This window comes from Marivirga arenosa, assembly GCF_030503875.2.
Lineage (GTDB): Bacteria > Bacteroidota > Bacteroidia > Cytophagales > Cyclobacteriaceae > Marivirga > Marivirga arenosa.
In genome coordinates this window covers 3,522,534-3,545,945 of the sequence record NZ_CP129968.2, presented here as the reverse complement: position 1 = coordinate 3,545,945, position 23,412 = coordinate 3,522,534, and the positions used below count along the sequence as shown (strand labels likewise).

General features: G+C 34.5%; 18 protein-coding genes and 1 tRNA gene. 2 read left to right on the top strand and 17 right to left on the bottom strand.

Annotated features, from left to right (window positions below):
• Positions 1-657: 657 nt before the first annotated feature.
• A complete protein-coding gene (locus QYS47_RS15245; protein ID WP_322347009.1) occupies positions 658-792 on the top strand; it encodes a hypothetical protein in 135 nt (44 codons plus the stop codon).
• A gap of 477 nt (positions 793-1,269) precedes the next feature.
• Here QYS47_RS15245 and QYS47_RS15240 read toward each other — a convergent pair whose 3' ends face one another.
• The 8 genes from QYS47_RS15240 to QYS47_RS15205 form a co-directional block, all read right to left on the bottom strand.
• Entirely contained in the window at positions 1,270-2,616 is a 1,347-nt protein-coding gene (locus QYS47_RS15240) for a hypothetical protein (protein ID WP_322347008.1), read from the bottom strand.
• Positions 2,617-2,663: 47 nt separating this feature from the next.
• Entirely contained in the window at positions 2,664-4,511 is a 1,848-nt protein-coding gene (locus tag QYS47_RS15235) for a DEAD/DEAH box helicase (RefSeq protein ID WP_322347007.1), read from the bottom strand.
• A 211-nt stretch (positions 4,512-4,722) separates the two neighbouring features.
• Entirely contained in the window at positions 4,723-5,787 is a 1,065-nt protein-coding gene (locus QYS47_RS15230) for an endonuclease (protein WP_322347006.1), read from the bottom strand.
• A 238-nt stretch (positions 5,788-6,025) separates the two neighbouring features.
• Positions 6,026-6,958: a hypothetical protein gene (locus QYS47_RS15225; protein WP_322347005.1), complete on the bottom strand. Its 933-nt coding sequence runs from the start codon at positions 6,956-6,958 to the stop codon at positions 6,026-6,028.
• Between the two features lie 36 nt (positions 6,959-6,994).
• Positions 6,995-8,869: a DUF2075 domain-containing protein gene (locus QYS47_RS15220; RefSeq protein WP_322347004.1), complete on the bottom strand. Its 1,875-nt coding sequence runs from the start codon at positions 8,867-8,869 to the stop codon at positions 6,995-6,997.
• A 29-nt stretch (positions 8,870-8,898) separates the two neighbouring features.
• Entirely contained in the window at positions 8,899-10,758 is a 1,860-nt protein-coding gene (locus tag QYS47_RS15215) for a DUF2075 domain-containing protein (RefSeq protein ID WP_322347003.1), read from the bottom strand.
• Positions 10,755-11,369 (bottom strand): nucleotide pyrophosphohydrolase, encoded by a 615-nt coding sequence (locus QYS47_RS15210; protein WP_322347002.1) that lies wholly within the window; start codon positions 11,367-11,369, stop codon positions 10,755-10,757. The genes QYS47_RS15215 and QYS47_RS15210 overlap by 4 nt, the downstream gene beginning before the upstream one ends.
• Positions 11,370-11,371: 2 nt before the next feature.
• Entirely contained in the window at positions 11,372-13,348 is a 1,977-nt protein-coding gene (locus QYS47_RS15205) for a tetratricopeptide repeat protein (protein ID WP_322347001.1), read from the bottom strand.
• Between the two features lie 598 nt (positions 13,349-13,946).
• On the opposite strand from QYS47_RS15205, the gene QYS47_RS15200 reads away from it, so the two are divergent.
• Positions 13,947-15,515: a reverse transcriptase domain-containing protein gene (locus QYS47_RS15200; RefSeq protein WP_322347000.1), complete on the top strand. Its 1,569-nt coding sequence runs from the start codon at positions 13,947-13,949 to the stop codon at positions 15,513-15,515.
• 122 nt (positions 15,516-15,637) lie between these two features.
• Here the strand turns inward: QYS47_RS15200 and QYS47_RS15195 are convergent, their stop codons facing one another.
• The 9 genes from QYS47_RS15195 to QYS47_RS15155 form a co-directional block, all read right to left on the bottom strand.
• The gene (locus tag QYS47_RS15195) at positions 15,638-16,399 is read right to left on the bottom strand and encodes a DUF2971 domain-containing protein (protein ID WP_322346999.1); all 762 of its coding nucleotides are present in this window, start codon (positions 16,397-16,399) and stop codon (positions 15,638-15,640) included.
• A complete protein-coding gene (locus tag QYS47_RS15190; protein ID WP_302123325.1) occupies positions 16,396-17,040 on the bottom strand; it encodes a hypothetical protein in 645 nt (214 codons plus the stop codon). The genes QYS47_RS15195 and QYS47_RS15190 overlap by 4 nt, the downstream gene beginning before the upstream one ends.
• Before the next feature lie 118 nt (positions 17,041-17,158).
• Positions 17,159-17,812, bottom strand: a complete 654-nt coding sequence (locus QYS47_RS15185; RefSeq protein ID WP_302123326.1) for an AAA family ATPase — start codon at positions 17,810-17,812, stop codon at positions 17,159-17,161.
• A gap of 454 nt (positions 17,813-18,266) precedes the next feature.
• The gene (locus QYS47_RS15180; RefSeq protein ID WP_322346998.1) at positions 18,267-19,016 is read right to left on the bottom strand and encodes a hypothetical protein; all 750 of its coding nucleotides are present in this window, start codon (positions 19,014-19,016) and stop codon (positions 18,267-18,269) included.
• A complete protein-coding gene (locus QYS47_RS15175) occupies positions 19,016-19,285 on the bottom strand; it encodes a helix-turn-helix domain-containing protein (RefSeq protein WP_302123329.1) in 270 nt (89 codons plus the stop codon). The genes QYS47_RS15180 and QYS47_RS15175 overlap by 1 nt, the downstream gene beginning before the upstream one ends.
• A gap of 137 nt (positions 19,286-19,422) precedes the next feature.
• Positions 19,423-20,628 (bottom strand): hypothetical protein, encoded by a 1,206-nt coding sequence (locus QYS47_RS15170; RefSeq protein ID WP_322346997.1) that lies wholly within the window; start codon positions 20,626-20,628, stop codon positions 19,423-19,425.
• Between the two features lie 185 nt (positions 20,629-20,813).
• Entirely contained in the window at positions 20,814-22,067 is a 1,254-nt protein-coding gene (locus QYS47_RS15165; protein WP_322346996.1) for a site-specific integrase, read from the bottom strand.
• A gap of 233 nt (positions 22,068-22,300) precedes the next feature.
• Positions 22,301-22,374: transfer RNA gene (locus tag QYS47_RS15160), tRNA-Ile, on the bottom strand.
• A gap of 93 nt (positions 22,375-22,467) precedes the next feature.
• The gene (locus QYS47_RS15155; RefSeq protein ID WP_308355890.1) at positions 22,468-23,346 is read right to left on the bottom strand and encodes a sterol desaturase family protein; all 879 of its coding nucleotides are present in this window, start codon (positions 23,344-23,346) and stop codon (positions 22,468-22,470) included.
• Positions 23,347-23,412 lie beyond the last annotated feature (66 nt).

Here is a 23,412-nt window from a genome sequence, read left to right as displayed (position 1 = left end):
CTAACAGATGCACATTAAATGAGAGGTGGGGAATTTGGGAAAGGATGTGGAATGCTGACCTATCGTATTTGCACTAAGGTAAATCAAGGCACTGATGTCGTGAAGCTGAGGAATGGAAGAACGCAGGAAGAGCGGTTGCAAATAATGGAGTTTACGGAATGGTTTGCAATCCGCTGTGTGTCGAGCCGTCTGCGAGAGCGACCCCGGGTGGTAGACCGAGAGTGACCGCAGGGAACGGGGGCTAGCCATGAGAGAAGAGTAACTGAGCGAACAAGGCTTGGCGTGGTTTTTTGTTGGGAAGGTAAAAGCAAGGTTAAGGCAGCCATGGAAGTAAAGGATATGAGGGCAGGATGGCTGGCTTATTCTTGCTGCGGGAGTGCCAAAGCGCCTTTATCATAAGGGGCTTTAGTCACGTAGGGCTACAAAAACCATGACAAGCCGCAGCCCGGGGTCGCCCGCAGGCGAGCCTAACACTGGCAACCGATGGCTGTTGCTTTTGAATGGAGTTAACGGAATTTTAAAGCAACAGACAAAGTAGGTTGCCGTGATGCACTTGGGCTAAGCTGCAAAGGGCATGACAGCACCTCAGCCCCAAAGGGGTTGGCTTTTGGCTTTCAATACCTTATAAATTAACACTTATTTGAAAGCCTGAAGCCAATGCTGGCGAGAACCTTTGCCGCAGCTCAAGGGCATCACACCATTGTACCTGGCCGTGCGGCTGGTATATCAAACAACAGCTTTTTGGCTTGGGAGCCAAAAAGACCACTTTCTTTTGCTTTTTTACTGCTTTAAATGCTTTATCAAAAAAAAGCAAAAGCCTCTGAGGGAAGGTTTGTGCGGGTAAGTGCTGCAGGTTAGCCGAGGGCCTTTGATTTACCCTTTAGGGAAATTAAAGGCTTTTGGCTGAGGGAGCCATGGGCTTTGGCTAATTTTTTGGATTGTGAAAGGGATGGAGGGAAATTAGGCAATGCGCATGGTGGGGGATTTTATAACTGTAAGATGAAATGCTTTTGTTGAAGTAAAGCTGCATTGGTGGGATTAAGGAAGGAAATTTTAAGATTTATTCTTCAAAATATTTGTATATACCAAAGTAATTAATTTACGTTGAAGCTCTTATAAGTCAATCCTGACTTTGTAGGTTTTGGTTGAAATAAGCCGATGGAAGGGGGCCTTTCGGCTTTTTTTAATAAGAAGTTTTTCATATCTCCAGCTTTAATCATAAAAGCCCTTTCTTATTATTTTTTTAATATTCTATGTAAATAATTACTTTTAGCTTGAATAAACTTTTAATTCAACATTTCCGACAGTCTGTAAATAATGTTGAGTATTGCCTAATAATAGCAAAATACTTTTCGAGGCCTCATTTTTGACTAGACTAGGTTGAACAATGTAAATATGAAATTTCATTTCTTTAGTCCATTTGGCAGCATTTAATAAAAGTTCCAAATCTTCCTCGTTGCCTTTGATTATTCTGCTACAAGTGACATCGTTTTTTGATTTTGTTACTCTTCTTAATAGATGATTAAAGAAATCCTTACCATCACGATACTTCCAATTCAAAGATTTTTGTGCTTGACCGCAGACTTCATAAAAATTACTGATATCGTTACTAGTCCGACCGTTTTTAGCATATTTCAAATGAAATAAGTGGATGTCAATTGTTTTGTCTCCATTATTTATTCCGATAACATCTGCAATTTCGCCAGAACCATCATCATCATAGATGATTTCAAAATCTTTGTGAACTTCATTTATAAAATGATATTGAATTGAATCTGTTTCGTATGGAGCAATGCCTTGGGATTCTTTTCTTATAGAAACCCCATTCCAATTCATTGGAATGATGTTTTTTAATGAAATTCCATCAACACTTTCTTTAGGCGTAACAAGATTATTTTGAAATAATTGGGCACCGTTGGCAAACCAAAAAGTGGGAGTGTATTTTTGTAAAAAGTAAGTGAGACTTTCTCTAGTGCTACCATAAGTTATTATAGGATCTTCCGTAGATTTTTTTTTCACTTCAAAGAAAGCCTCTGGTTTGCTATTGACAGACTTAGACCCTAATACTAATTCATAATTTATAATATAGTCTTTGCATTTGAAGCAAAACCTTAAAGGCGAATCGGCAGGACTATCAACAATATTTAGTTCTGAATTAGAAAGGTCATAATCGTTACCATTAATGCTAATTATATATCTGTTCTCTGAGTACTGAAACATTTTATAATGCCATTCAACTGCAATGGGAGCTACATTTGGCCGTTGGGTTATTATTTCTGGGACAAGCGTGTTTTCTAAAACAGTATTTGGATTTATATTAGGATCATCAAGTGCATCTCCAATAGACTCACACCATTGAGTTAACTCATTTAAATTCCCTCTTAAGTAAGACCAAACTTTACCTTTGATAGAGCATCCTAACGATATTTTTTCTCCATTTTTAAAACCTACACCAAAAATATTATTTTTGATAAGTGTGCCTTGCTCTAATAAACTTAAGCCGTCCTGTACACCTTTCCCAAAGAAAGACTGAAAACTAATATCGCGTCCTGCACCTGGTCTAGCGCCTACATTATACAATGTGAGTCTTTTAACATTATGAAAAATCTTAAACATGTTAGTGCCGTCAATTTGATTAACGTCTTCACCAAAAATTGCTTTAGTTAACTTTTCTGATGATAAATTTTTAATGATGTATGAACAAATATCAAATTCCTATCGTGGCGCAAATCCCAATGTACAACAATCATATTCCACTCCATATCTTGCACAACATCAAAATCACCCCAATCTACCTTTTCTACCTTTCCTAATATTATTACCAATGTTTTCTTATCAGGATTATGATTACTAAATTGATGTTGATATGTTCCTATGTTGCTAATACCCTGCCTCCAATTATTAGGGTACCATTCTCTTCCACTATTTTTAAACACAACTGAACTCATTGCAGGGTTTATATTTTGAAAGGGTATTTTAGAATCCTCTAGATTATTGAAACCATCTAAAAATTCTTGGAAATCAATTTCTTTGTCTGTTGCACCTTCACTCATGTTTGGAAGCAAAAGATTCCAATCAGCATTTTTGGCATAAAGATTATTGAGTTCTTCTTGAATTGGAGGGTATGCGATATTTGTTATAAAGCTAGCATTTCCTAGAGAATTAAAAGATGTCCTGGTAAACCTACCTACAAATTGAAGAGTAATTGGTAAACTTTGCCTTTCATCATGAATAGCAGCAATTTTTAATTCAGGAAGATCAAATCCCTCTCCAAGCATATTTACACATACAACAATACTATGTTTTTTTTCCTTTACTGCTTTTAATTTGTTTTTCAGATTTGGAATACCAGTGTACACTAAGATTGGATTTAAATCTTCATATATCCTATAGTGTTCAAAGACCTCTACAGCTCTGTTCTTTGAAACACATCTTGCCATAATTATATGGGGATACCCATTAGCAATATCTTCTTTTAATTTATTTACTGCTTTTACTGCTATTTTCTTATCTGCTTCAGTTTTATCATATTCTCTTATAGGTAAGAAGTTGATTTGTTTATAGTACCCTTGTCTTTGTGCTTCTTTAAGGGATAAATTAAAAATAAATTTACCATCTAAATTCTTACCGTCATTTCTAAACGGAGTTGCAGTAAAAAGAAAGACCTTTTCTTTATTAAAATGATTGATAAATTCTTTCCACGAACTTGCCTCGGAATGATGAGCCTCATCAACAAATAAATGACTAAATGAGTTAGAAAAAGCAATTTGATGTTCATAGGAACTACCTGCAAGAATGCTCATTGTTGTAATGACTACATTTGATTTAGTGATAAACTCTAAAAGATATTCTTCACTTTCAAATTTCTCATTGATTATCCCTACTATAGGATTATGACAAGAATCATTGACCATCCCAAAATCCCTAATCAATCCAAGGGTGCTAAATTTTGCTGATAACTGAGTACGTAATGAATCTGATGGGACAGCAACTAATAATTTTTTGCATTCATTAGCTACTAAGGTTGATATCATTGTTTCTGTTTTACCTGTTCCAGTCGGCATAACTACAATGCCCTTTTCCTCTGGTGTTTGGATATGAGCTAATATGGAATAAAGAGCACCAATTTGGGGAGGCCGTAATCCTTTAATTCCGTTCTCAACATCTTCTTTTATAAACCTAAAGTTATTTTTCCATGAAGAAACAACTTCTTGAGGTGACAAGTCTTTAAATAAAGGATGCTTTAGCCATCTTTTTAATTTTAATGAATTTGATAAGAAATCCTTTTTTTTTGGTTTTTTTGAAGCTAGTAAAGCGTATTTACAATTATTAGGAATTTCATCATCAATTCTACTAGTGATAAAATATGATTCTTCGTTTGAGGAAATTATAAAAGGTGTGCTTTTAACAAATTCGAAGTTTGCTGTAATTGACTCTTTATAATATTGCTTTATAGAATTACTGCCATTAGTATGGATGTGCTTTTCTATTTTGGGTAATTTAATTTTCATGGTTTTTTTATTTGGCTTCAATTACTTAGCACATACCAGATACAGATAATAATTATATTGCAGATATAAATTGTTACTAATTAATGTATGCTTGGAGTATAAGTAGTTAAATTAAGGAAAATAATATATTTTAAAGGTATTTGATCGAATATGTTTTATTTAGGGTGTTTAATTTGATAGAAAAAAAAGAGGTAATTAATAAGTAAAAAAATCACTCACTTTTTATTAGTTGAAATGAAATTTCTATATCCTTAAATTGAGTAAGCAGGGTATAGATACCAGCATTAAATGATGCTATCTTATTTTGAGTTTTTCTTTTCGAGTTATTTTCAATTATAACTTTACCAGTTGAATCTATAACTGTGAATTTTGTACCTCTCGGAGCATCAATTGTGAAATTTGTTTTTACTGGATTAGGGTAGAATTTGAATTTGTTTTTGATTTCTTCTTTTGTGGATAGGACTGGTTCCGGTTCTTCAGCTTCCTCACCCTCCCAGATGAGTGAAACGAATTCGGGATGGTCAACGAAAGGATTACGGTTTTCCTGGAATGAATAAATGACATCATTTCTATTTCTTTCTATTTCGTCTACGGGATCTTCTTCATGCCATTTGAGCAAAACTGAAAGACGCGCATGGTAGGGTTCATTGCTGTCATTACTTAGTAGTTCTTCTCTTAGTTCTAAATCAGGTTCTCCGTTTGTGCCCTCGTAGCGAGTGGCCATATAGAAAAGTATTCTTGCTACATCTCCCTTAACTTTGTCTCTTGGTTCCCATATCCATTCGGATGAACTTGTGTAGCTGTCTGTTTCTCCTTGGTGTTGACCTGATTCATCTATGTATTGGTCATCTGCTTCGTCAAAATTGCGGTTGTTTCGTGCTGAGTTAGTTGAGATGTCTGCAGCTCGTAGGTTATGAACATCAGTGCCTGGACCCCTATTTGTGCCTAAACTCCCACGGCTTTTAGCCCAAACGTGTTCTCTGTTCCAGCCATTGCCATTATCGTACTCTTTAGATGCATCCATTTTGAAACCAGAATAGAAGCCAATTACATAGCTTCCATCTTCTGGGTCTTTATCGGTTTGCTTGAGGATGTCCCAAGTATCGGTATTGGAACTTGTGTAGGTGTAAATTTCATGGTCGTTAATGATTTCATGAAGTTCTGCCTTTAGTTCTTCACCATCGAGACCAGCTGTAGTTTCATAATAGCCTTCGGGGATTTGAGCTGAAAGCGAAAATACAAGAAATGCTAAAAATAAGGTTAGTTGAGGTTTCATGTTGGTTGAATTTGAGTTAAGGTATAGTTTTATATCGTTTATTTCTAGGTTTATTTAATCTATGAAAATTGATTGAGTGGGTATCCTCTGATATTTCATTCTTTTATTTTAAAATATAGTTATGAAGTTAGATGATTAATTTTGAAAAAAAAACCGGCTGTTTGGTTTGCAAATTATCGAAATGCAAATTCGCTTTTTACATCTAAAATTTAACAGAATGGATATTAATTAGGAAGGCTTATTCCTTTAGATCTATTAATATTCTTGAGCAATATAATCCATTAACATCAGTCGATAATTTCAATACAAAGTTATTATGAGTATTACCTGCCATGTAGTTTGTAAGCATTGCGTCAAACTTATCATTACTGATCTGATTAAGTTTCCTATCATAGTCAGAAATTGTTCCAGATATATAGTCTGGAATTCTTACTAGTTGTTCATAAAAAGCATTAGCTGTGCTTCCTGCTGGAGAAGCTAAAAATTTGAATTGCTTACCATCTGAAAAATTATGTAAATAAGTGTGAAATAACTGAATAGAAAAATTATCACAAACTTCATTTATACTATCTCTGTCTGAAAACCAACCAAAAATATCTAAATCCAGTTTTTTAACTACCTGGTTGGAGACATATGCACCTAATGCTGTTACTAAAGTCATCCCAATAATTTGTTTAATTTTTTTATTCCTCTCAATAGATAGTAAAACACAGTCAATTTTTTTAATAATTTGACTATAATATTCTTTTTGATCTGGTTGATTGTTAAGCCATTCTTTATATTTTTTCTTTAGGTCGGTATATTCTTTTTTGAGTGTCTTTTTCCTTTCTTCATGATTATTACCAAAAATCTTCTTTTTATCATTTAGTATAAATGAAAAATTAATTAAAGGATATGTTTTTAGAAATTCTGTAAATTCTTTTCTGACCTTTCTTGTATTTTTAATATCAACATTAGCCAAATCTTGAATTTTATCTGATAGTTGGTGGAAATCATCGAAATAGGGAATTAAAGTAAAACAAACAACATCATTTGGCTTTTGTGGATCATCAAAACAATAATCACTATAACATGCCCATCTTTTTGATACTTGTACTTGATTGAGGTAGTTATTTTGTAAATCAGTCTTTATTGTTTTATCAAAGGTTTCATCAATTAAGTCAAATAACATAAATTTCTTTTTTAAGACCATTTTAATTCATTTGTATTATTCCATTCTCGATTTGAAAAAGCGTTCTGTGTCTTTATCTATAAAATGAATATAACAGCCTTTTATGCCTCGTGACATTAATATCTTATAGGTATTCTTAATGTAGTTTTCGTAATTGACCTTATCTTTTTTTACAGGTCTGTCATGTGAGTTTTCAGGAAGTCCTTTCCATGTTCCATTATCCAGATCATAGACCATGTCTTTCCCGAAAATCACACCTACATAATCAAATTCGAATCCTTGAGCAGTGTAAACACAACCTACTTGGCCAATGCCATTTTTGCTATATGCCCATAATGAGGATTTAGGGATATTAGGGGCTAATTTGTTCTTAGAAAATTCTTTTGCGTTCCATGATCTTTTAAAGTCTCCAATTATAACATCTTCTTTCAACTGCCCTGTTTTTGGATCAGGATCTGACCATTGCCAACAAAAACCTGCTACCATTCTGGCAGAATGACCTTCTTTATTTTTTTTGATAATTAATTGTTCTAGTTTTTGAGGGGAATCGATAATTCTAAAGTCATAAGTAGAGTGATCCGCTTCTTTCCAAATGACATTGGCTGTGGCTTTGATGCCTAATGTGTTATTTAGCCAATTGATGAAACCATCAGAACCATTGCATCTGAATTGAGATTCCAATTCATATTCAAAGACTTGGACATTTTTTGATTCTGCATATTCCTTTACATATTTGATTGAACCTATTTCACCAGGGCGCACTATTTGAAAATCATCAATAAATAAAACTGTAACTCTAGAAGCTTTTAAGATTTCATATAATTGTGGGATTGTTTTTCCATTATTTTTTTGAAACCTGTTGTTACTAGACTCCCTTATGCGATGCGCTTCATCGCAGATAAGTACATCGAGATCATCTTGATAGGCATTTCTGTATTCATTAAAGTAGGTGAAAAAATTTCTTGACTTTGCTCCAAATATTTTCCTGAAAGTTTCAGTAAAAGCTTTTGAGCCCGTGGCGTAATGTGATTTATACTTGTTGTGTAAAAAGTAAGAAAGTAAGTTTAAAGCTATGACAGATTTGCCAGTGCCAGGGCCACCTTTTACAATAACGGCTGCTTTCTTATTAGTCTGGTATGCATTTTTAATTAATGTTTTCACCTTATCGAAAACGACCAGTTGCTCATCAAGAAGAATATAAGGCGATCGGTCTTTTAAAATTTCACTGACTTCAGAGAGTAATTTTTTTGGGGGATTATATTTACCCTCCTGGATTTTCTCCAAAGTTGGCAAGCCATCTCCTTTAGAAAGTTTAGATAATAAGAATTCCTCTAGATTTGATTCTTCCTTTTTACAAAAAATAGGGTATTTGGAGATCTGATCTGAAAACTTATTATTGAAGAGAGGGTCAGTGGATGAGTAATCATAGTTGTGTAAATAAGCGCAAGCGAAAAGAGGGATATCGGTATTGCTTGTGAAAATCGAATGATTTTCGGAAAGATATTCGGCATATTGGCCGACCTGCACTGAGGGGTGCAATAATTCTTTTAGTTCTACTCCATAATTGACAGAAAGGGAATTTTCACAATCTGAATCAAAGGTTTCCGACCATTGTTTAAGCTCAATTATAACTGCATTTTCTTTTCCATTATCGTCTTTACCGCAGATTAGGCAGTCGAGTCTTTTGGATGTTAATGGAAGTTGGTATTCTAGTAGGACACCATGAGAGGTGAACTTTAGTTTTTCAAAAATGCTGCTCATTGCTTGCAGTGATTCCTTCCAGGACCTGATTTCACTTGGCTGGGGATCTTGGCGGAAATGCTTAAAGAATTCTGACTGAAGCTTTGAGACTATTAAGTTTTGGTTATTGTCATTTATAAAATCGGAAGATGATCCGGAATATAGTTTCATGGCAGGGGAATTTTCGAGGCTATATTAATTTAATGCTCAATTAAATTTTTAAAATAATCAGATGTTTCTTCATCAGTGCAATAAATAAAACAGCCTCTCATTGCCCTTGTCATAAGAGTGTAATAGGTGTTCTTGATAATTTGATCCATTAACAAATTTGTTGACTTTGGGTCAGCTTTATGAAGTTTTTTGAAACCTCTGATCGAATGATCCATTCCTGACCGCTCGAATGCGTTAGTGATAATCTTGCCATTTCTGACAATTAGGTCAGGACCAATAATTACACCTACGTAATCAGCTTCTAAGCCTTGAGATGTATGAATACATCCTATTTCAGATACTGAATCAGGTTTGATCATCCATAGCATGACATTCTTATTTAGATTCCACTGCATTTCAAAGTTATGTTCCGGTATCACAATATCCATCAGATCAGGATCCTTCTTACTGTTCCAATCCCAGCAATAACCAGCCAAAAGCCTAGCACTATTATCTACCTTATTTAATTTGAAAATCTCATCACGTAGTTCATTGGGATTATCGTAAACTCTAAAGTCATATTCTTTTGCATTTAGAATTCTGTTTGCCGTTGTTTTAATTTGAAGGGAATTATTAAGCCATGATAAGTAACCATCAGAACCTTCGCATCTAAATTGAGAAGTTAATTCCATCACTTGAACTTCTGCATCTTCCAATTCTGCCCACGCTTTAATTTGCTCAATAGAACCTATGTCCTTGATGTGTATTTTTTGTTTCTCATCTATAAAGAAAATAGAGAAAACGGATGATGATATAATTTCTTTGATTTGGTTCTCTCCTAAGTTGGAATATAGACCAGATTTCTCATTTAATCGATGAGCCTCATCTACAATAAGGGCATCGTAAGAATTAGGTTTGGCAGAAGAATAAGATCCTGAGCCTGAAAATAAATTTGAGAACTGTGTTTTTTTAATTGTTCCAGTTAATTTGGATTCATAAACTGCGCGAGGAGCTGAATTTTTTGTGACATATTGAGTAATAAGCCCTTTTTTAGTGAGCTCTACCAATAAATTAATGGCTATTACCGATTTTCCAGTACCAGGGCCACCCTCCACAATCAGCACTTTTTTGTGGCCGTTCTTTGCTGCAATAGCGCAAGTTTTTGCGGTTTCGTATACTTCCTTTTGCGTATCAATTAGAGTGAATTCCTTATTACCCTTAAGTAATGAAGCTAAACTGCTGGCTAGCTTCTTTGAAGGCCTTAATTCTCCATTTTCAATGGTTAGAATCAAATCCTTTTTATCGCCATATTTTATAAAGCGTTTGACAAATTCCCTAAAATCTCTTTTATCTCCTTTACAAAAAAGCGGAGCGTTTGTAATATGATCTTTATAGAATTCATTTGATATGATGCCATCATCATTATAATTGTGGAGATAGGCACATGGAAAAAGGTTGATCTTTCCTTCATAGACTGCAGCATTATACCCTCTGAGAAGCATAGAGTATGACCAAGCTTGATAACTAGGATGAACTGTTTCTTTTTCGCCATGAGCGAAGCGAGTAGTTACGATGGCATCTTTTTCTGTAAGCGTAGCTTTGGACCATTGCTTTAATTCAATCAGGATTACATTATCCTCTCCATTTTCACCGGTGCCACTGATGATAAAATCAATCCTGTTTTGTGTTCGGGGAATGTTATATTCAATCGCCACCAAAGCATCATCAGGGATGTCCTTATCCCTAAGAATTATTTCGACCTGAGGAATTGAGTTGCCCCATGAATTAAGCTCGCTATCACCAACTTTAATAAACAATTTTTTCTCAACTGCTTCCCTGACAATGTCTTGAATATCGGCATCATACACATCTACTAGAAAATCTTTTTTGGTTGATTTGTATACAATCATATATCGTTATATTTTTTCGCAGAGCCTTTTGATTTGGCCACAGGGTATTTTTCTGAATTTGATATGGTTTTGGATACTATAGCATCCAATAAATCTATTTTGTAGTTGTCTGCTAAATATATGCAATAAGTTATAATATCTGCTAATTCGTCTTTTACCTTTTCCTCGTTGACCCTTTCCGCTCGATCCCAAAGGAATAGATCTGCTAATTCGCCTGCTTCGGAATTAATGGCAAGGGATAGGTCTTTGGAAGTGTGGAACTTCTTCCAGTCTCTTTCTTCTCTGAAGCTGTTAAGGAAAGCCAAGATATTATCTAAAGGGTTATTATCAAGTGGTTGGTGGTAGGCTAAAAGTATTTGATTTTTTGCAGTGATGTTTCTGGCAAATGTTAAATCTGCAAAATCGATAGATTTTTCTTCCTCAAAGTCCTCCAATTGAAGTTCATAGTTAAAGCCATGTTGAGCTAAATAGGTGTTGGTTTTCTCAATTGCCAACTCAAAGCTTTCAGCTGTAAAGCTGACTTTGAAGATTGGGCCTTCTGACCAACCGCCATATAGTTCAGCCAAAGATTCGGTGTTAGGAAAGCATTTGGAGAGTGGAGGTAGTTTCATGATTAATTTTCATTAAGTAGTGTAGCCAGTCTGAATTCTTCATCGAATGGCATTTGGAGTTGCGAAAGCATTTCCGGGACTGCCAAAGCCCAGCTTGTGTAATAATATGCTAAAAGGTGATAACCTGAAAAGGATTTACCCGGAATGGAACTTACCTTATAATTACTTGATGGGTTGATACCAGTAATGCCAATATGAGCAATTTCAAAAGCTATTTTTTTAATATCTTCCTGCGGCATATTGGAGAAGTATTTTAAAGCTTCCACCATGTACATGGCCACCGCCATGTTCACATCTCCTTTGGAATGAGTTTCGATGAATGTTTTCATCTCTGCTTCATTATCAGGATTCTTTTGATCTAATCCGTAAGGATCTTTCTCAATTGATTCCAATACATCTTCAGGAGAATTTACTTTTGCTGATTGAGATTTGTAAACTTTCTTTTCATCTTTTAATTCGAAGTAAGTATCAATTTCTAGATCTTCCGCCCAATGTTGAATGATTTCATATTCTTCCCCTGGTTGTTTGTCTTGCCTATATTCACTGAACTCTTCAAAAAATTCTTCGGCTTGCTTTTTCTCTAAAGGAGTAGCTTTGAACTGTTGAATTAAATCTACCCCGAATAGGTCTTTAAAATGAAAGGCATTGACCAAGTTTAAAATTTTGGAAACGGAAACCACTTTTGCAGGGGTTAGATTGACAATATCTTTTGAAGTAGTGGCTTTGATACCATCCTTAACAATATTGAAGATTGAAAGGAATTGGGTTGGTCTTAAATTTGGATGTCTTTTGTATAGGAGATCTTCAATGAAGATGTCAATGGGTGTATTATATAATTGTCCATTGAGCCCATCAAACAAAGAGGTAAGGAAGTTATCTGCCTTTTCGGGCGCAAGCCCATTTTTAATAAGTTTAACTCGATATTTGGCAAAAGACTTATCGAACTTGGATTTATGCTCTTGAGAGGAGGTGAAAAGGAAGTTCTCACCGTTGTCACGAGCGTCCAAAATAAACTCCAAATGCACCAGCTCGTGCATAATTAAATGCTCGACATTTGAATGCTTGGGATTGAACTTGACTAAATGGTAGCCTCGTTTGTATTTCTCATCAATTTCCAATTTAGCTGCCGTTTGGATGCTGATATCATCCTCAATTCTAATTTCGATACCTGCTCTATCTTGCAATCGCAGTTTATAATCCTCTACTGTTTCGAATTCATCCCTTTCTTCACGAATGGCTGTGGCAGAATCTAAAGCTAATTGAAGCGAGCTTGTATAAATCTCATCTCGCTGATTATTCTTTTTAGCTGCGGTAATTGCTAAATCAAAAGCTTTTGAATGTTGCTTGAGTGCTGAATGACATCTGCCCAATGCATAGTAAGGGTTAGGGAACTCAGGCTGGATTTCTATTGATTTTTGAAAGTATTTTTGAGCCTCTAAGAATCTGCCTTGGTTCATGAGGACTGCACCAATATTATTAAGCGTGATGTTTTCTTCTGGATTGGTCTCAAGAATTTGGTCATAGTATTTCAGGGCTCCATCAATATCATTTTTCTCTTTGACTAAAATATTGCCCATCATGAGTAATGCCCATTCATTATTTGGATCCCATTTTAAAGCGTCAATCAACTCGTTTTGTGCTTCTTCTTGATCGCCCAATTCAGATAGGATTTGGCCATAGACTCTATGGAATTCTGAAACTTGAGGTGAATCCTTTATAATGGACTCTATTAGTGGCTTTGCTGCTTCAAATTGACGGCTATTGCATAAATCCAATACCTTTCGAAACTCCTGATTAGCCTGATTTGAAGCTTTTTCATTAAGTTCTATTTTGAGTAGGCCTTCAGAAATAGAAACGGTTGGTTCCATGCCTTGGAAGGAATAAAATTGCTTGGCAGCCTCTATGAGTTTTCCTTCATCTTCAGACTGGATATTGAATAACGAAAATATGAAGTTGTCAATTTTATGATAAATAATCATTAAGGGCTAAATTTTATTAAAATGTATGGACAAAAATAGATTTAATATAAAGGAATGGCAAAAATTAATAGGAAGAAAGAATTAAAAACAGGGATGTTGTACTCAATGTGAAAACTAAATAGGGATTGATAAAACTCGACAATTCATTAAGATTCCTTAGAAACTGCAAGTAATAATGCCAAAATGGCATAAATTGCAATAAATCAAACTGATTTCGTCACAATTTTAACATTGGAATGATTTGTGACAACTTGATGATAATGGTTGAGAGTTGGGTCAAGACTGATAGGTACGTTTTATGTAAAGTGCACATTAGTGTCCCACACGCAGACTTTGGCTGACGTGTGAAGAGAGATTCCAATCTTGCAAATCTTTATCAATGTTATTACAAGATGCATTGTGAGGAATGCGAGATGAACTGTCTTAGTTTCTATTTCTGCGAATACTTTCATAATTGATGGTGTTAGTAAAGATACGAACTCTATTCTATCAATGAGTGGCGTTGCCTATAGCGAAAGTGAAAAGCAACTTCAGGATTGTATCTATCGAAAAGTAAGCCACGACCAACCTCAATCCTTTTTTTAACTAATATATGCCTATGAATGATGAATGGCTTAAATTCAAAAAGTATCCGCACATTGGTAAACCACTAACAAGCAAAAAAGACAAAGGTTGGTTAAAAGACTATATTGAAAATCCTGAGAATATTGCCAATCACAAGTTTGTACCTCTGTTGCACAGAACTTTAAGTCAAAGAAAATATAGACCCACTGAAAATGCGCCAAAAAACAGCAGTGGTAAAAGGCAACGTACAGTTAGTGATAAAAAAGAACGTCATATTTACTTTCCAACCCATTTAGATTCTAATATTTATAGCTATTACAGCCATCTTCTAACAAAAGCCTATGAAGAATATTTAGAGAATAAGCCTTATGGCTCTGTCGCTGTTGCTTACAGAAAAATACCAATTGGAAATGGTAAAAGCGGAAATAAATCCAATATCGAATTTGCGTTTGAGTCTTTTGAATTTGTAGAAAACAACAAACATCGAAAACTATCAATTATAGTTGCTGATGTTACTGCATTCTTTGACAATTTAGACCATCGGATCTTACATCGTCAATGGAAACGAGTTTTGAATTCCACTAATTTACCAGATGACCATTATACAATTTTTAAAAATTTGGTGGATAACAAATATGTAAATGAAAACGAATTATTTAAAAGGTTTCAGCATAAACTTATAATTGAAAGATTTTTACCAAATGATACTTCTCAAAAAGAACTCAAGCGTAAAAAGGTTAGTGAAATTTACAATATGCGACACGAAAATGTAGTCGCATTTTGTGATAAGAATGAGTTCTTTGAAGAAGCTACTGATTTAATAAGAGCGGACAAGCCATATAAACAGGGTATTCGAAAAAAACTGAATAAAGAAGAAAAGAAAGGAATACCACAGGGCACACCAATAAGTGCAACACTAGCAAATATTTATATGTTAGACTTTGATGAAAAAGTTTATTCAGAGACAACATCAAGAAACGCATATTACCAAAGATATAGTGACGACTTAATAATAATTTGCGACCAGAAAGATGAAAAGCACTTTTATCAATTAATTCAAAAAGAAATTGAAGTCGAAGCAAATCTTGACATTCAACCAAAAAAAACTAATATCTACAGATATGAGTTAAACAAAAACACAGAATTTAAAGGCGGTTTAATAAAAAATGAGATATTAAATCCTAACAAACAATTAGAATATTTGGGGTTCATGTATGACGGCTCAAAAATCAGAGTAAAAACAGCAGGTTTTTCGAAATTTTATAGAACTATGAAAAGGTCATTTAGAAGGGGTGTTCATTTTGCAAAATCAGCTCACATACCCTCTGACTCACTTTTTGAAACGCGACTATATAAGAGATTTACACATTTAGGTTCGCAAAGACGGCTAAAGTGGTTACCAGATGAGAACAGTGCAACTGGTTATAGTCCTTCTAAACATTACGATTGGGGTAATTTTATCAGTTATCTGAACAAGGCAAATCACGTTATGAAAGAAATAAACAAGGATGACACAATAATTCGACAATACAGAAAGGTTTGGAGTAAATTTCACGATGTCAAAAAAGCTACCTACGAAGAAATAATAAGCTTGAAAAAATAAAACACTACGCACAGCTAAAATGAGTATGTGACCCAGTTGCTAACAGCGCTGGTATTTAATTCTAGCATAAGCCCTTGAATGGCTCAGTATGCATATTCATTTTTAGCATTTACTATTTGCCTTTATAATTTAATAACGAATTTATTTTTCTTAAAGTAAGTTGATTGCGTGATTTGTTTTGGTCTAAAACCAAACTTATCAATTAGTTCCTCCTTCTTGCTTTTAAAGTCCTTATAAGGCATTGCAGGGTCAAATCTGACAGAGGTGATGAAATTCATTGGTTCTATTTTTAATCTGCATAAGCGATTATCAGTTTTATCTATCAATTTGTCAATAGGATTTGCAATTAATCTCACCTCATTTTCATAATGGTATGATTTACGTTTTATCAGAAGTGTCTTTAGATGATTTTCATTCAAATTCGTATCTCTTAATGATTTAATTATAGATAGGTCTTTAGGTAGTTTTTCAAGTTGGTATTTGCATAAATAATTTACCTGACCATAGTAAAAATCGCCATTATTGAGATTTGATATTTGTTGTAACTTGTCAAGTTTTGTTGTTATTCGAACGCCCAAATGTCTTTTGAATTCGCCCTTATCATTCTTTTTTGTAGTGTAAATCTGCCATAGAGCATAGGAATCTCCTTCATAGCTCCAACATTGCGAATAGATTTTTTCTTTAACTGGGTGGTGATACTCTTTACCATCCTTTACCAGTTTTGCATTGAAAATAAGATTTTCAAGAGGGTCCTGCCAAGTTGATGGTCTTACAAAAACAATTTCTTTATCTGATAGAAGCTTTTCAAATCGGTCAAGTAGTTCAATTCTATAGATATAGGGTTTTTCTTTAAGCTTTTTAGAAATAGTGCCAATGACTTTCATTTCGATTTATTTATTACTAGACCCCAGTCAGCAATTCTTTTATAGTCACCTGAATTCATGTATTCACTAGAGTTAGCTGAAATACCTGTAACGTTACCTTCACTATCAACATTTCGAGTGTAGTTACTGATTTCTATTTCATTAATAAAAAACCCATCTTCATCATAAAATTTAATAGTGAACGAAGGAACGTTGGGTCTGTCTTTTTTAAAGGGTTCGCTTGCTAGAGTCTGAAACTGGTAATTAATCTGACCATTAAGAAATTTAGTATTTAACCCAGCTGAATAACCATATGCTGTTGTATCAATTCCAAGTTTCAATGGTTCTGCAAGTTTTTCATTTTCTTTTATAATTGAGTTAAATCTGACGATATTAGGTGGAATTAGTAATAAAAATGACAATCCAAATATTAAAGAGAGACTAACTACAGCAATACTTTGAGGCTTAGTAAATTCAGCTTTATAATTGAAGCCAAACCTATGAAGAAGAATGAAGTGAATAAAAGCGTATAGAGGTATAGAAAGAAGTATTAGTATCCATCGTTCTTCTTCAGATTCGATGAAGCCAAAAATCAGAAGACCGAACAAACCTATACAGGCTATAAAACTTACAATTCCTAAAATTCTACTATACTGTTTCATTGCACTATCTTAATGGTATATAACAATTCCATAAAGTAAACAATTTTACTCTACGTGTAAATAAAATTACATTACTTTATTTACACTACATAATTAAGAAAAATTGTTGAATATTAAGTTAAGCTCTTTTATCAGTAGAATGGAATGCAATCAAATTAAACATTTCTCTCATTCTCGACCTAACTCTATTTCCATAGAGGTTTTCTAATTCAGTAGGAATTAAGTTTGTAGTGGCGTGGGTGATCATGCTCCTGGTGGTGAAAAGGTGGTAACGGTTTAGGAGGATTTCAGCTATGGTGTTGGTTTCGTTACCAAAGTGTTTGATAGTGGATTCAAGTCCTAGGTCATCTAAGCATAGTGTTTTGGGTACCAGCTGGTCTTGATAACGTTGAAAGTGAGCTTTTGAATATTTGTTGATTACGGAGAAGCCATGTTCCATGAATTCATAAGCAATATCTCTAGTTGATTTTACTGAGTATTTATGGACTTTGTGGAGGAAGTGCCTGAAGAGCATCATTAGTTTTGTTTTGCCGCAGCCTACTGGTCCTGTGAGTAGTAATCCTTTCCGCAATGAGATGTTATTATCACTACAGATTTCTTCATCTTCATAGAAGTAGGCCAGTATTTTGAAGAGAATTTCATGATCGGCTTCATGGATTTTGAAGTGATTTCCGAATTCTGTTTGTCCTGCTTTTTGAAGGAAGTTTAAGCAGTGGTGGAATTGGAATTTTTTTGATCTATAGTTCTTTAAGTTTATTTCATTTGATGCCATCGTAATCCTTATTAATAAATATTGAAGTCATTTACTTCATACTTTTTCTAGCTAAAAAGTATGCAAAAAGCATGGTGAAAAGATGCTGCCATGCACTGGCCAACTCTGGCCCGCCTTTTCACCAATCCAGCCCGCCTAGGGATTGTGCTTATTTGCTGAGTATTTGCTTTCATTAGTTTTATCTTTATAGTTTTAGGTTTTCTGTTTCATACTTTTTCTTGATAAAAAGTATTGCAAAAATCAAGGCAAAATGATGCTTCCACCCGCATGGCTACCGCTGGCCCGCTATTTTGTCCTTCCCTCGCTCAAAGAAAGGAGCTGTCAGTTCAACTTTTTCTAGCCAAAAAGTATTCAAAAGGCACAACAATATGATGCTTCAACGCTGCATCCAGCAGCTGGCCCGCTATTTTGACCTTCCTGCGCGCTGGTTTCTGCAGACCTTATGCTGCAGAGGTTAGAGGGGTATATCATAGTCTTTGATTTCGTTGTTGTGGAGGTGGCCGGCTTGGTTTTGTTTGGTGTCTGATGGGTTGAATTTTTTGTAATTCAATAACCAGTTGCGAAGAGCAGCTTGCCAGTCTTTCATTTTTGAATTTTTGCCTACTATCCAGCCTTTGGCTGAATAGTAGTTGAGGAATTTTTCGGCCTCCTGGTCGATTTCTTTTTTCTGTAGTTCATATTCTTTTGATTTCTCCTTTAGATAATTTTTCACCTCGTCTAATTTTGGTGGCTTAAATTTTTTAGTTGAATTTTTATTCGAGCCTATATCTATATTCTTTGTATTGTTTATACTGTTTATATTGTTTAATGAAGGGCTCACTACTTGTGTAGTAGTTGTATTGTACTTGTCCACCACTTGTTCAGTGCTTGTATCAGTAGTTGTACTGATTTTGAGCATGTTGATTTGGCTGCCTTTCATAGGGTTATGAGAAGGGAGGTAATCAATAAATCCACTTTTTTGTAAATCCTTTAAGCACTTATGATAGGTGTTTTTAGAACCTATTTTAGAAATCGTCATCACCTCTTCTCTGTTGATGGATATTGGGTTTCTAAAATGGTTTAAGTTCCACCTTGTGAATAAGCTCACATAAAGACTTACATGTGTTGGATTGAAGCTTTTCTCCTCAGATATTTTATCCATAGCGGAAAGAAACTGGTGAATAAAATTCACCGGTTTCTTCATACTATTTTCTGCTGTATTCATCAGCCTATCTTATTTGATTGTAAGATATTTTGAATATCCTGTGCATCGTAGTATAAAACACCACCCATTTTTGTGAAGGGGAGTGTGCCGTTTACTCTCAAATTTTGGAGTGTACCCGGACTGATGTTTAAAAGCTTTTTGACTTCTTCGGATCGTAGCCACTTTTTGGTGGGGATCCCTTTTTGTTCTGCTAAAAGCTTTCTGAAATCATCGAGTAATTCCAGTTTGAATTCTCTTAAGTCATCTGTTGTGATTATTTCCGCTGCCATACTATTTACTTGTTTTTGTTGTCATGGCAAAGCTGCAAAAAGGAGGAATGCTAAAACAGTTGCAAAGGGGTTATATAACCCCCTATAACCCCTTTCCATTTTGTTTAAATAGAGTTTTTAAACGAAAAAAAATGAAATTAATTTATCGTTTTATCCTTTTCGGTCATTTGGATTAAGTTTTCTAACAGATTTTGAATGTTCTCAATTGTTGAAAATTCGGGTGAATAGATTTTATTTTTTAAGCTCTTAACGGAGATGTCTTTCTGACTCGTAGTAGAAAAGTTATCTGATATTAATTCAATTAATTTGGCTTTACTTTCAAGGGTTATAATGTTAGCATTTGACAATAACCTCATGAAATAGGCTAGCTGTGATACTGAAAGTGTACTGTAAAGCTTTTTGGTTTTATGTGCTTTATTCCAGGCTACCTCTGGTTGTTGGTATTGAATTGAAAGCTGCTTTCTTTCTTTGAAGTAGAATACTTCCTCCTCAATCCAAATTAAAAGGCTTTCTTTAAGACTTGGAGTATTGGAATGAAATTCAAAATCAGGCTTTATATGAGATTGATTGATCAACTTTTTGAAAAGCTGCAATTGCAGTAGCTGATCATTATAATTGGATTTGGCTTGATAGTGCTCAGTAAGTCGGTTGCTAATGTAATTGTAAATGGCAAATACATTGAAGTTCAGATATATTAAGTTGGTAATAATCTGTTTTTCCATCTTAATGCCTTTCGGATCTCGAGAAAGCATAACCAGCATTTCAGAAAGGAATGTTTTACAATAGATAAACTTGCGGTAGGAGATGCCTTTTGGGTTGTCTATTGCTTTTTGAATGTGATGAATAATAATTTTCAAAAGGGGAGGATCTATATTTTTAAGGTCTCCGAGCTCTTTGATTTTAAATAATTTATAGCGCAGCTGTGTACTGGACCTTTCAAAATAAGTGGTGGGTACTTCGCTGTCCTGATTGAAATATCGGGCAAAGTGATTTTCAATAAAGGTTAATAGGTCAGAGAGAATTTTAAGAAATAGATGCCCTAATTGAGATCTGTAGTCATCTTTTTTGATAATGCGCTCATAAGGAATTGGGAGGTATTCAATCTGATTGGCTACCTCTTTTGAAATGGTAATCAGTTTGTGCTGGTAGAATTGTACTTGCCTTTCAATGGCTTGGTCATCCTGATTGACAAAGACCATTTTCATTAAGCTTTGCCTTAGCCGTTCTTCTTCTTTTAAGAGGTTCTGCTTCCATTCATGAAATTCTGATTTTGATAGTTGTTGTTTTTCATTTTTAAAATACTCAGAGACGATATAGTCAAATAGGTCTAATTCATATCTCACTTTTCAATAGGGTTTAATAGTTTAATTATTGGTTCAAAAGTGGGGAGAATGGTTCTGTTTTGACTGAAATATTGGTTCGTTTGATATCAAATATTATTCCATAAGTATACTGTTGTATTTAAAATATAATAATTAAAACTATTGGGTATTAAATTATATTGCTCTGGTAAAAAAGAAAAGGCAGATTAATCTGCCTTTTTCAGTTGCTCGGATTGTGATAATTTCTGCTTTAGTGCAGCCATATCTTCACCTATTTTATTCTCGACCACTTTAGCGTAAATCTGTGTGGTGGCCAACTTGGTATGGCCTAACATTTTGCTCACTGTTTCAATCGGTACTCCATTCGTAAGAGTAACCGTGGTGGCAAAGGTATGTCGGGCTATATGAAAGGTTAGCGTTTTCTTTATGCCGCATAGATCTGCAATTTCCTTTAGATAGGCGTTGGTTTTTTGGTTAGATAAAACAGGTAAAAGCTGATTTTCAAAAGCTCTTGGATGATCTGTATATTTTTCAATAATGTGTTCTGCCTTTGGCAAAAGCATCACCGAGAAGGATGTATTCGTTTTCTTTCTTTTCAAATGAATCCATCTCTCACCATCCATGCCTATAGAAATATTATCTTTCGATAAATGATAGATATCAACATAAGATAGGCCTGTATAACAGCTGAATATAAAGATATCTCTTACCATTTCGAGCCTTGGGATATTAAACTCTTTTTCCTCAATGGCTTGAAGTTCATTCCCATCCAGATATTCTCTTTCAACTTTTTCAAAATGGGTTTGATATTTTTTAAATGGGTTCTTTTCTATCCAATCGAGCCTTTGGGCTAGTTTTAAAAGTTTCCTAAATCTTATCATGTGCTTCATCACACCATTATTATTTAGTGCCTTTTGATGGTCCTTTGGTTTCCAATTGCGAAGGAAATCTTCAAAATCGATTAGAAATTTATAGTCAATACTTTTCAAAGGGATGTCGCTTAACTTGTGTTTTGCCTTTAGGAATCTTTGAAAATATCTCTCTGTCACTTTGTAGTGTTTTAGTGTGCTCCACTTTAGTTTCTTGGTGAAGTTCTCTAAGTGATACTTTGAAAGATAGAGTAGGGTGATTTCGCTTTCTTCTTCCAGGTTGAAAAGTTTGTTTCTAATTACTTCGGCTGTTACATATTCTTGGTTCAGTATCAGCTCTTCATAAATTTTGTGAATTCTATCTATTAGTTGATCCAGGAAACGATTTAACTTTTTTGTTTCCTGAGTGGATCCTCCTAACCTTTGCTTGTTATAGTTCCACTTTTTGAATTCTACTTTTCTACTGAGTGAATATTCTACTCTCGAATTGGTGGTTGAAATTCGCAGATACAAAGGGGCTAAACCTTCCTTGATGCGATGCTTCTTTACATACAGTAAAGTACTTAATGAATGATTTTTTGAATTGCTCATGTTGCGTAATGTTAAAATGGACACTAAAGCATGAGCAGAAATAATTACAACAGACAGCAAAACGGCCTCTACTTGCTTGAAAGGGCCGAGTGTTCAAAAATATACAATTTCAAAATGGACACCAAATGGACACTTTTTATTTGATATTAATTGGTTTTTATTGAATGATAAAAAATAAAAAAGCCCTAAATCGTAAGATTTAAGGCTTTTTGTATCAAAATGATTTTTGAAAGTGGGCCCACCTGGGCTCGAACCAGGGACCCCTTGATTATGAGTCAAGTGCTCTAACCAGCTGAGCTATAGGCCCTAAAAACTAGAGTTTTGAAACTCTCTGTTTTTCGGATTGCAATGTTACGGAATTGCAGGTAATTGCGCAATAGATATCGAAGGAATTAATCAATTATTTTGAATTTTCTTTATGAGGTTTAAGCCCATAGATTAATTGATCTTTTAAATTTTCAGGAAATTTATCCATACCATCAAAACCTAATGGCTCATCTCTTCCTTCTTTTGGTATGTAATGAGTGCCAAAAATATAATCCCATATACTTAATGAAATCCCGAAATTCACTCCAGTTTTTGATGGTATATGCTTAGCATGATGCCATATATGCATTTGCGGATTATTGAATATATACTTTAAAGGACCTAATGGGACTTTTATATTAGAATGATTAAAGTGTCCGATTGCCAATGCAAATAAATGAACCAATAGAAATTCTTGTATTCCGAAACCAATCATGGCTAGTGGAATATATTCAATGGTTCTATACACTATAGTTTCCATCCAATGGAACCTTAAATGAGCTGCAAATCCCATTTGTTCAACCGAATGATGGACTTTGTGGAATTCCCATAATGCAGGCACAGCATGCAGTAATCTATGCACGTTCCAATGAATAAAATCTCGAACTAAAAATAAGGTAAGTAATTGAGCCCATACTGGCCAGGTATTGATTTCAATGGCTACCAAATTTTCGATTCCAAACAAAGCTAAGAAATCATTAAATAACTCAACGAATACATTTGAAACTGCATAATATCCCACTAAAGAGAATAGAAAAAAGTTGAAGAACATATAAAAAGCATCCAACCAGAAGTCTTTTCTAATTTTAGGTTGGTTTTTCCTCCAAGGCATGATTAGTTCTAATGCATAGAAGAATAGCGATATTCCAATCAGCCAGTATAAATAATTACCCCAATGTGGATTAATTACTTCATTTCCTACATATCTCGCGTAGTCTTTAAATGAAGTGATAAAGATATCAATGTATTCCATTATCTAAATTTTCAAACTATAACGAATATAGAAATAAAGCAGTTCGATTAAATGTAACCAAAGTTA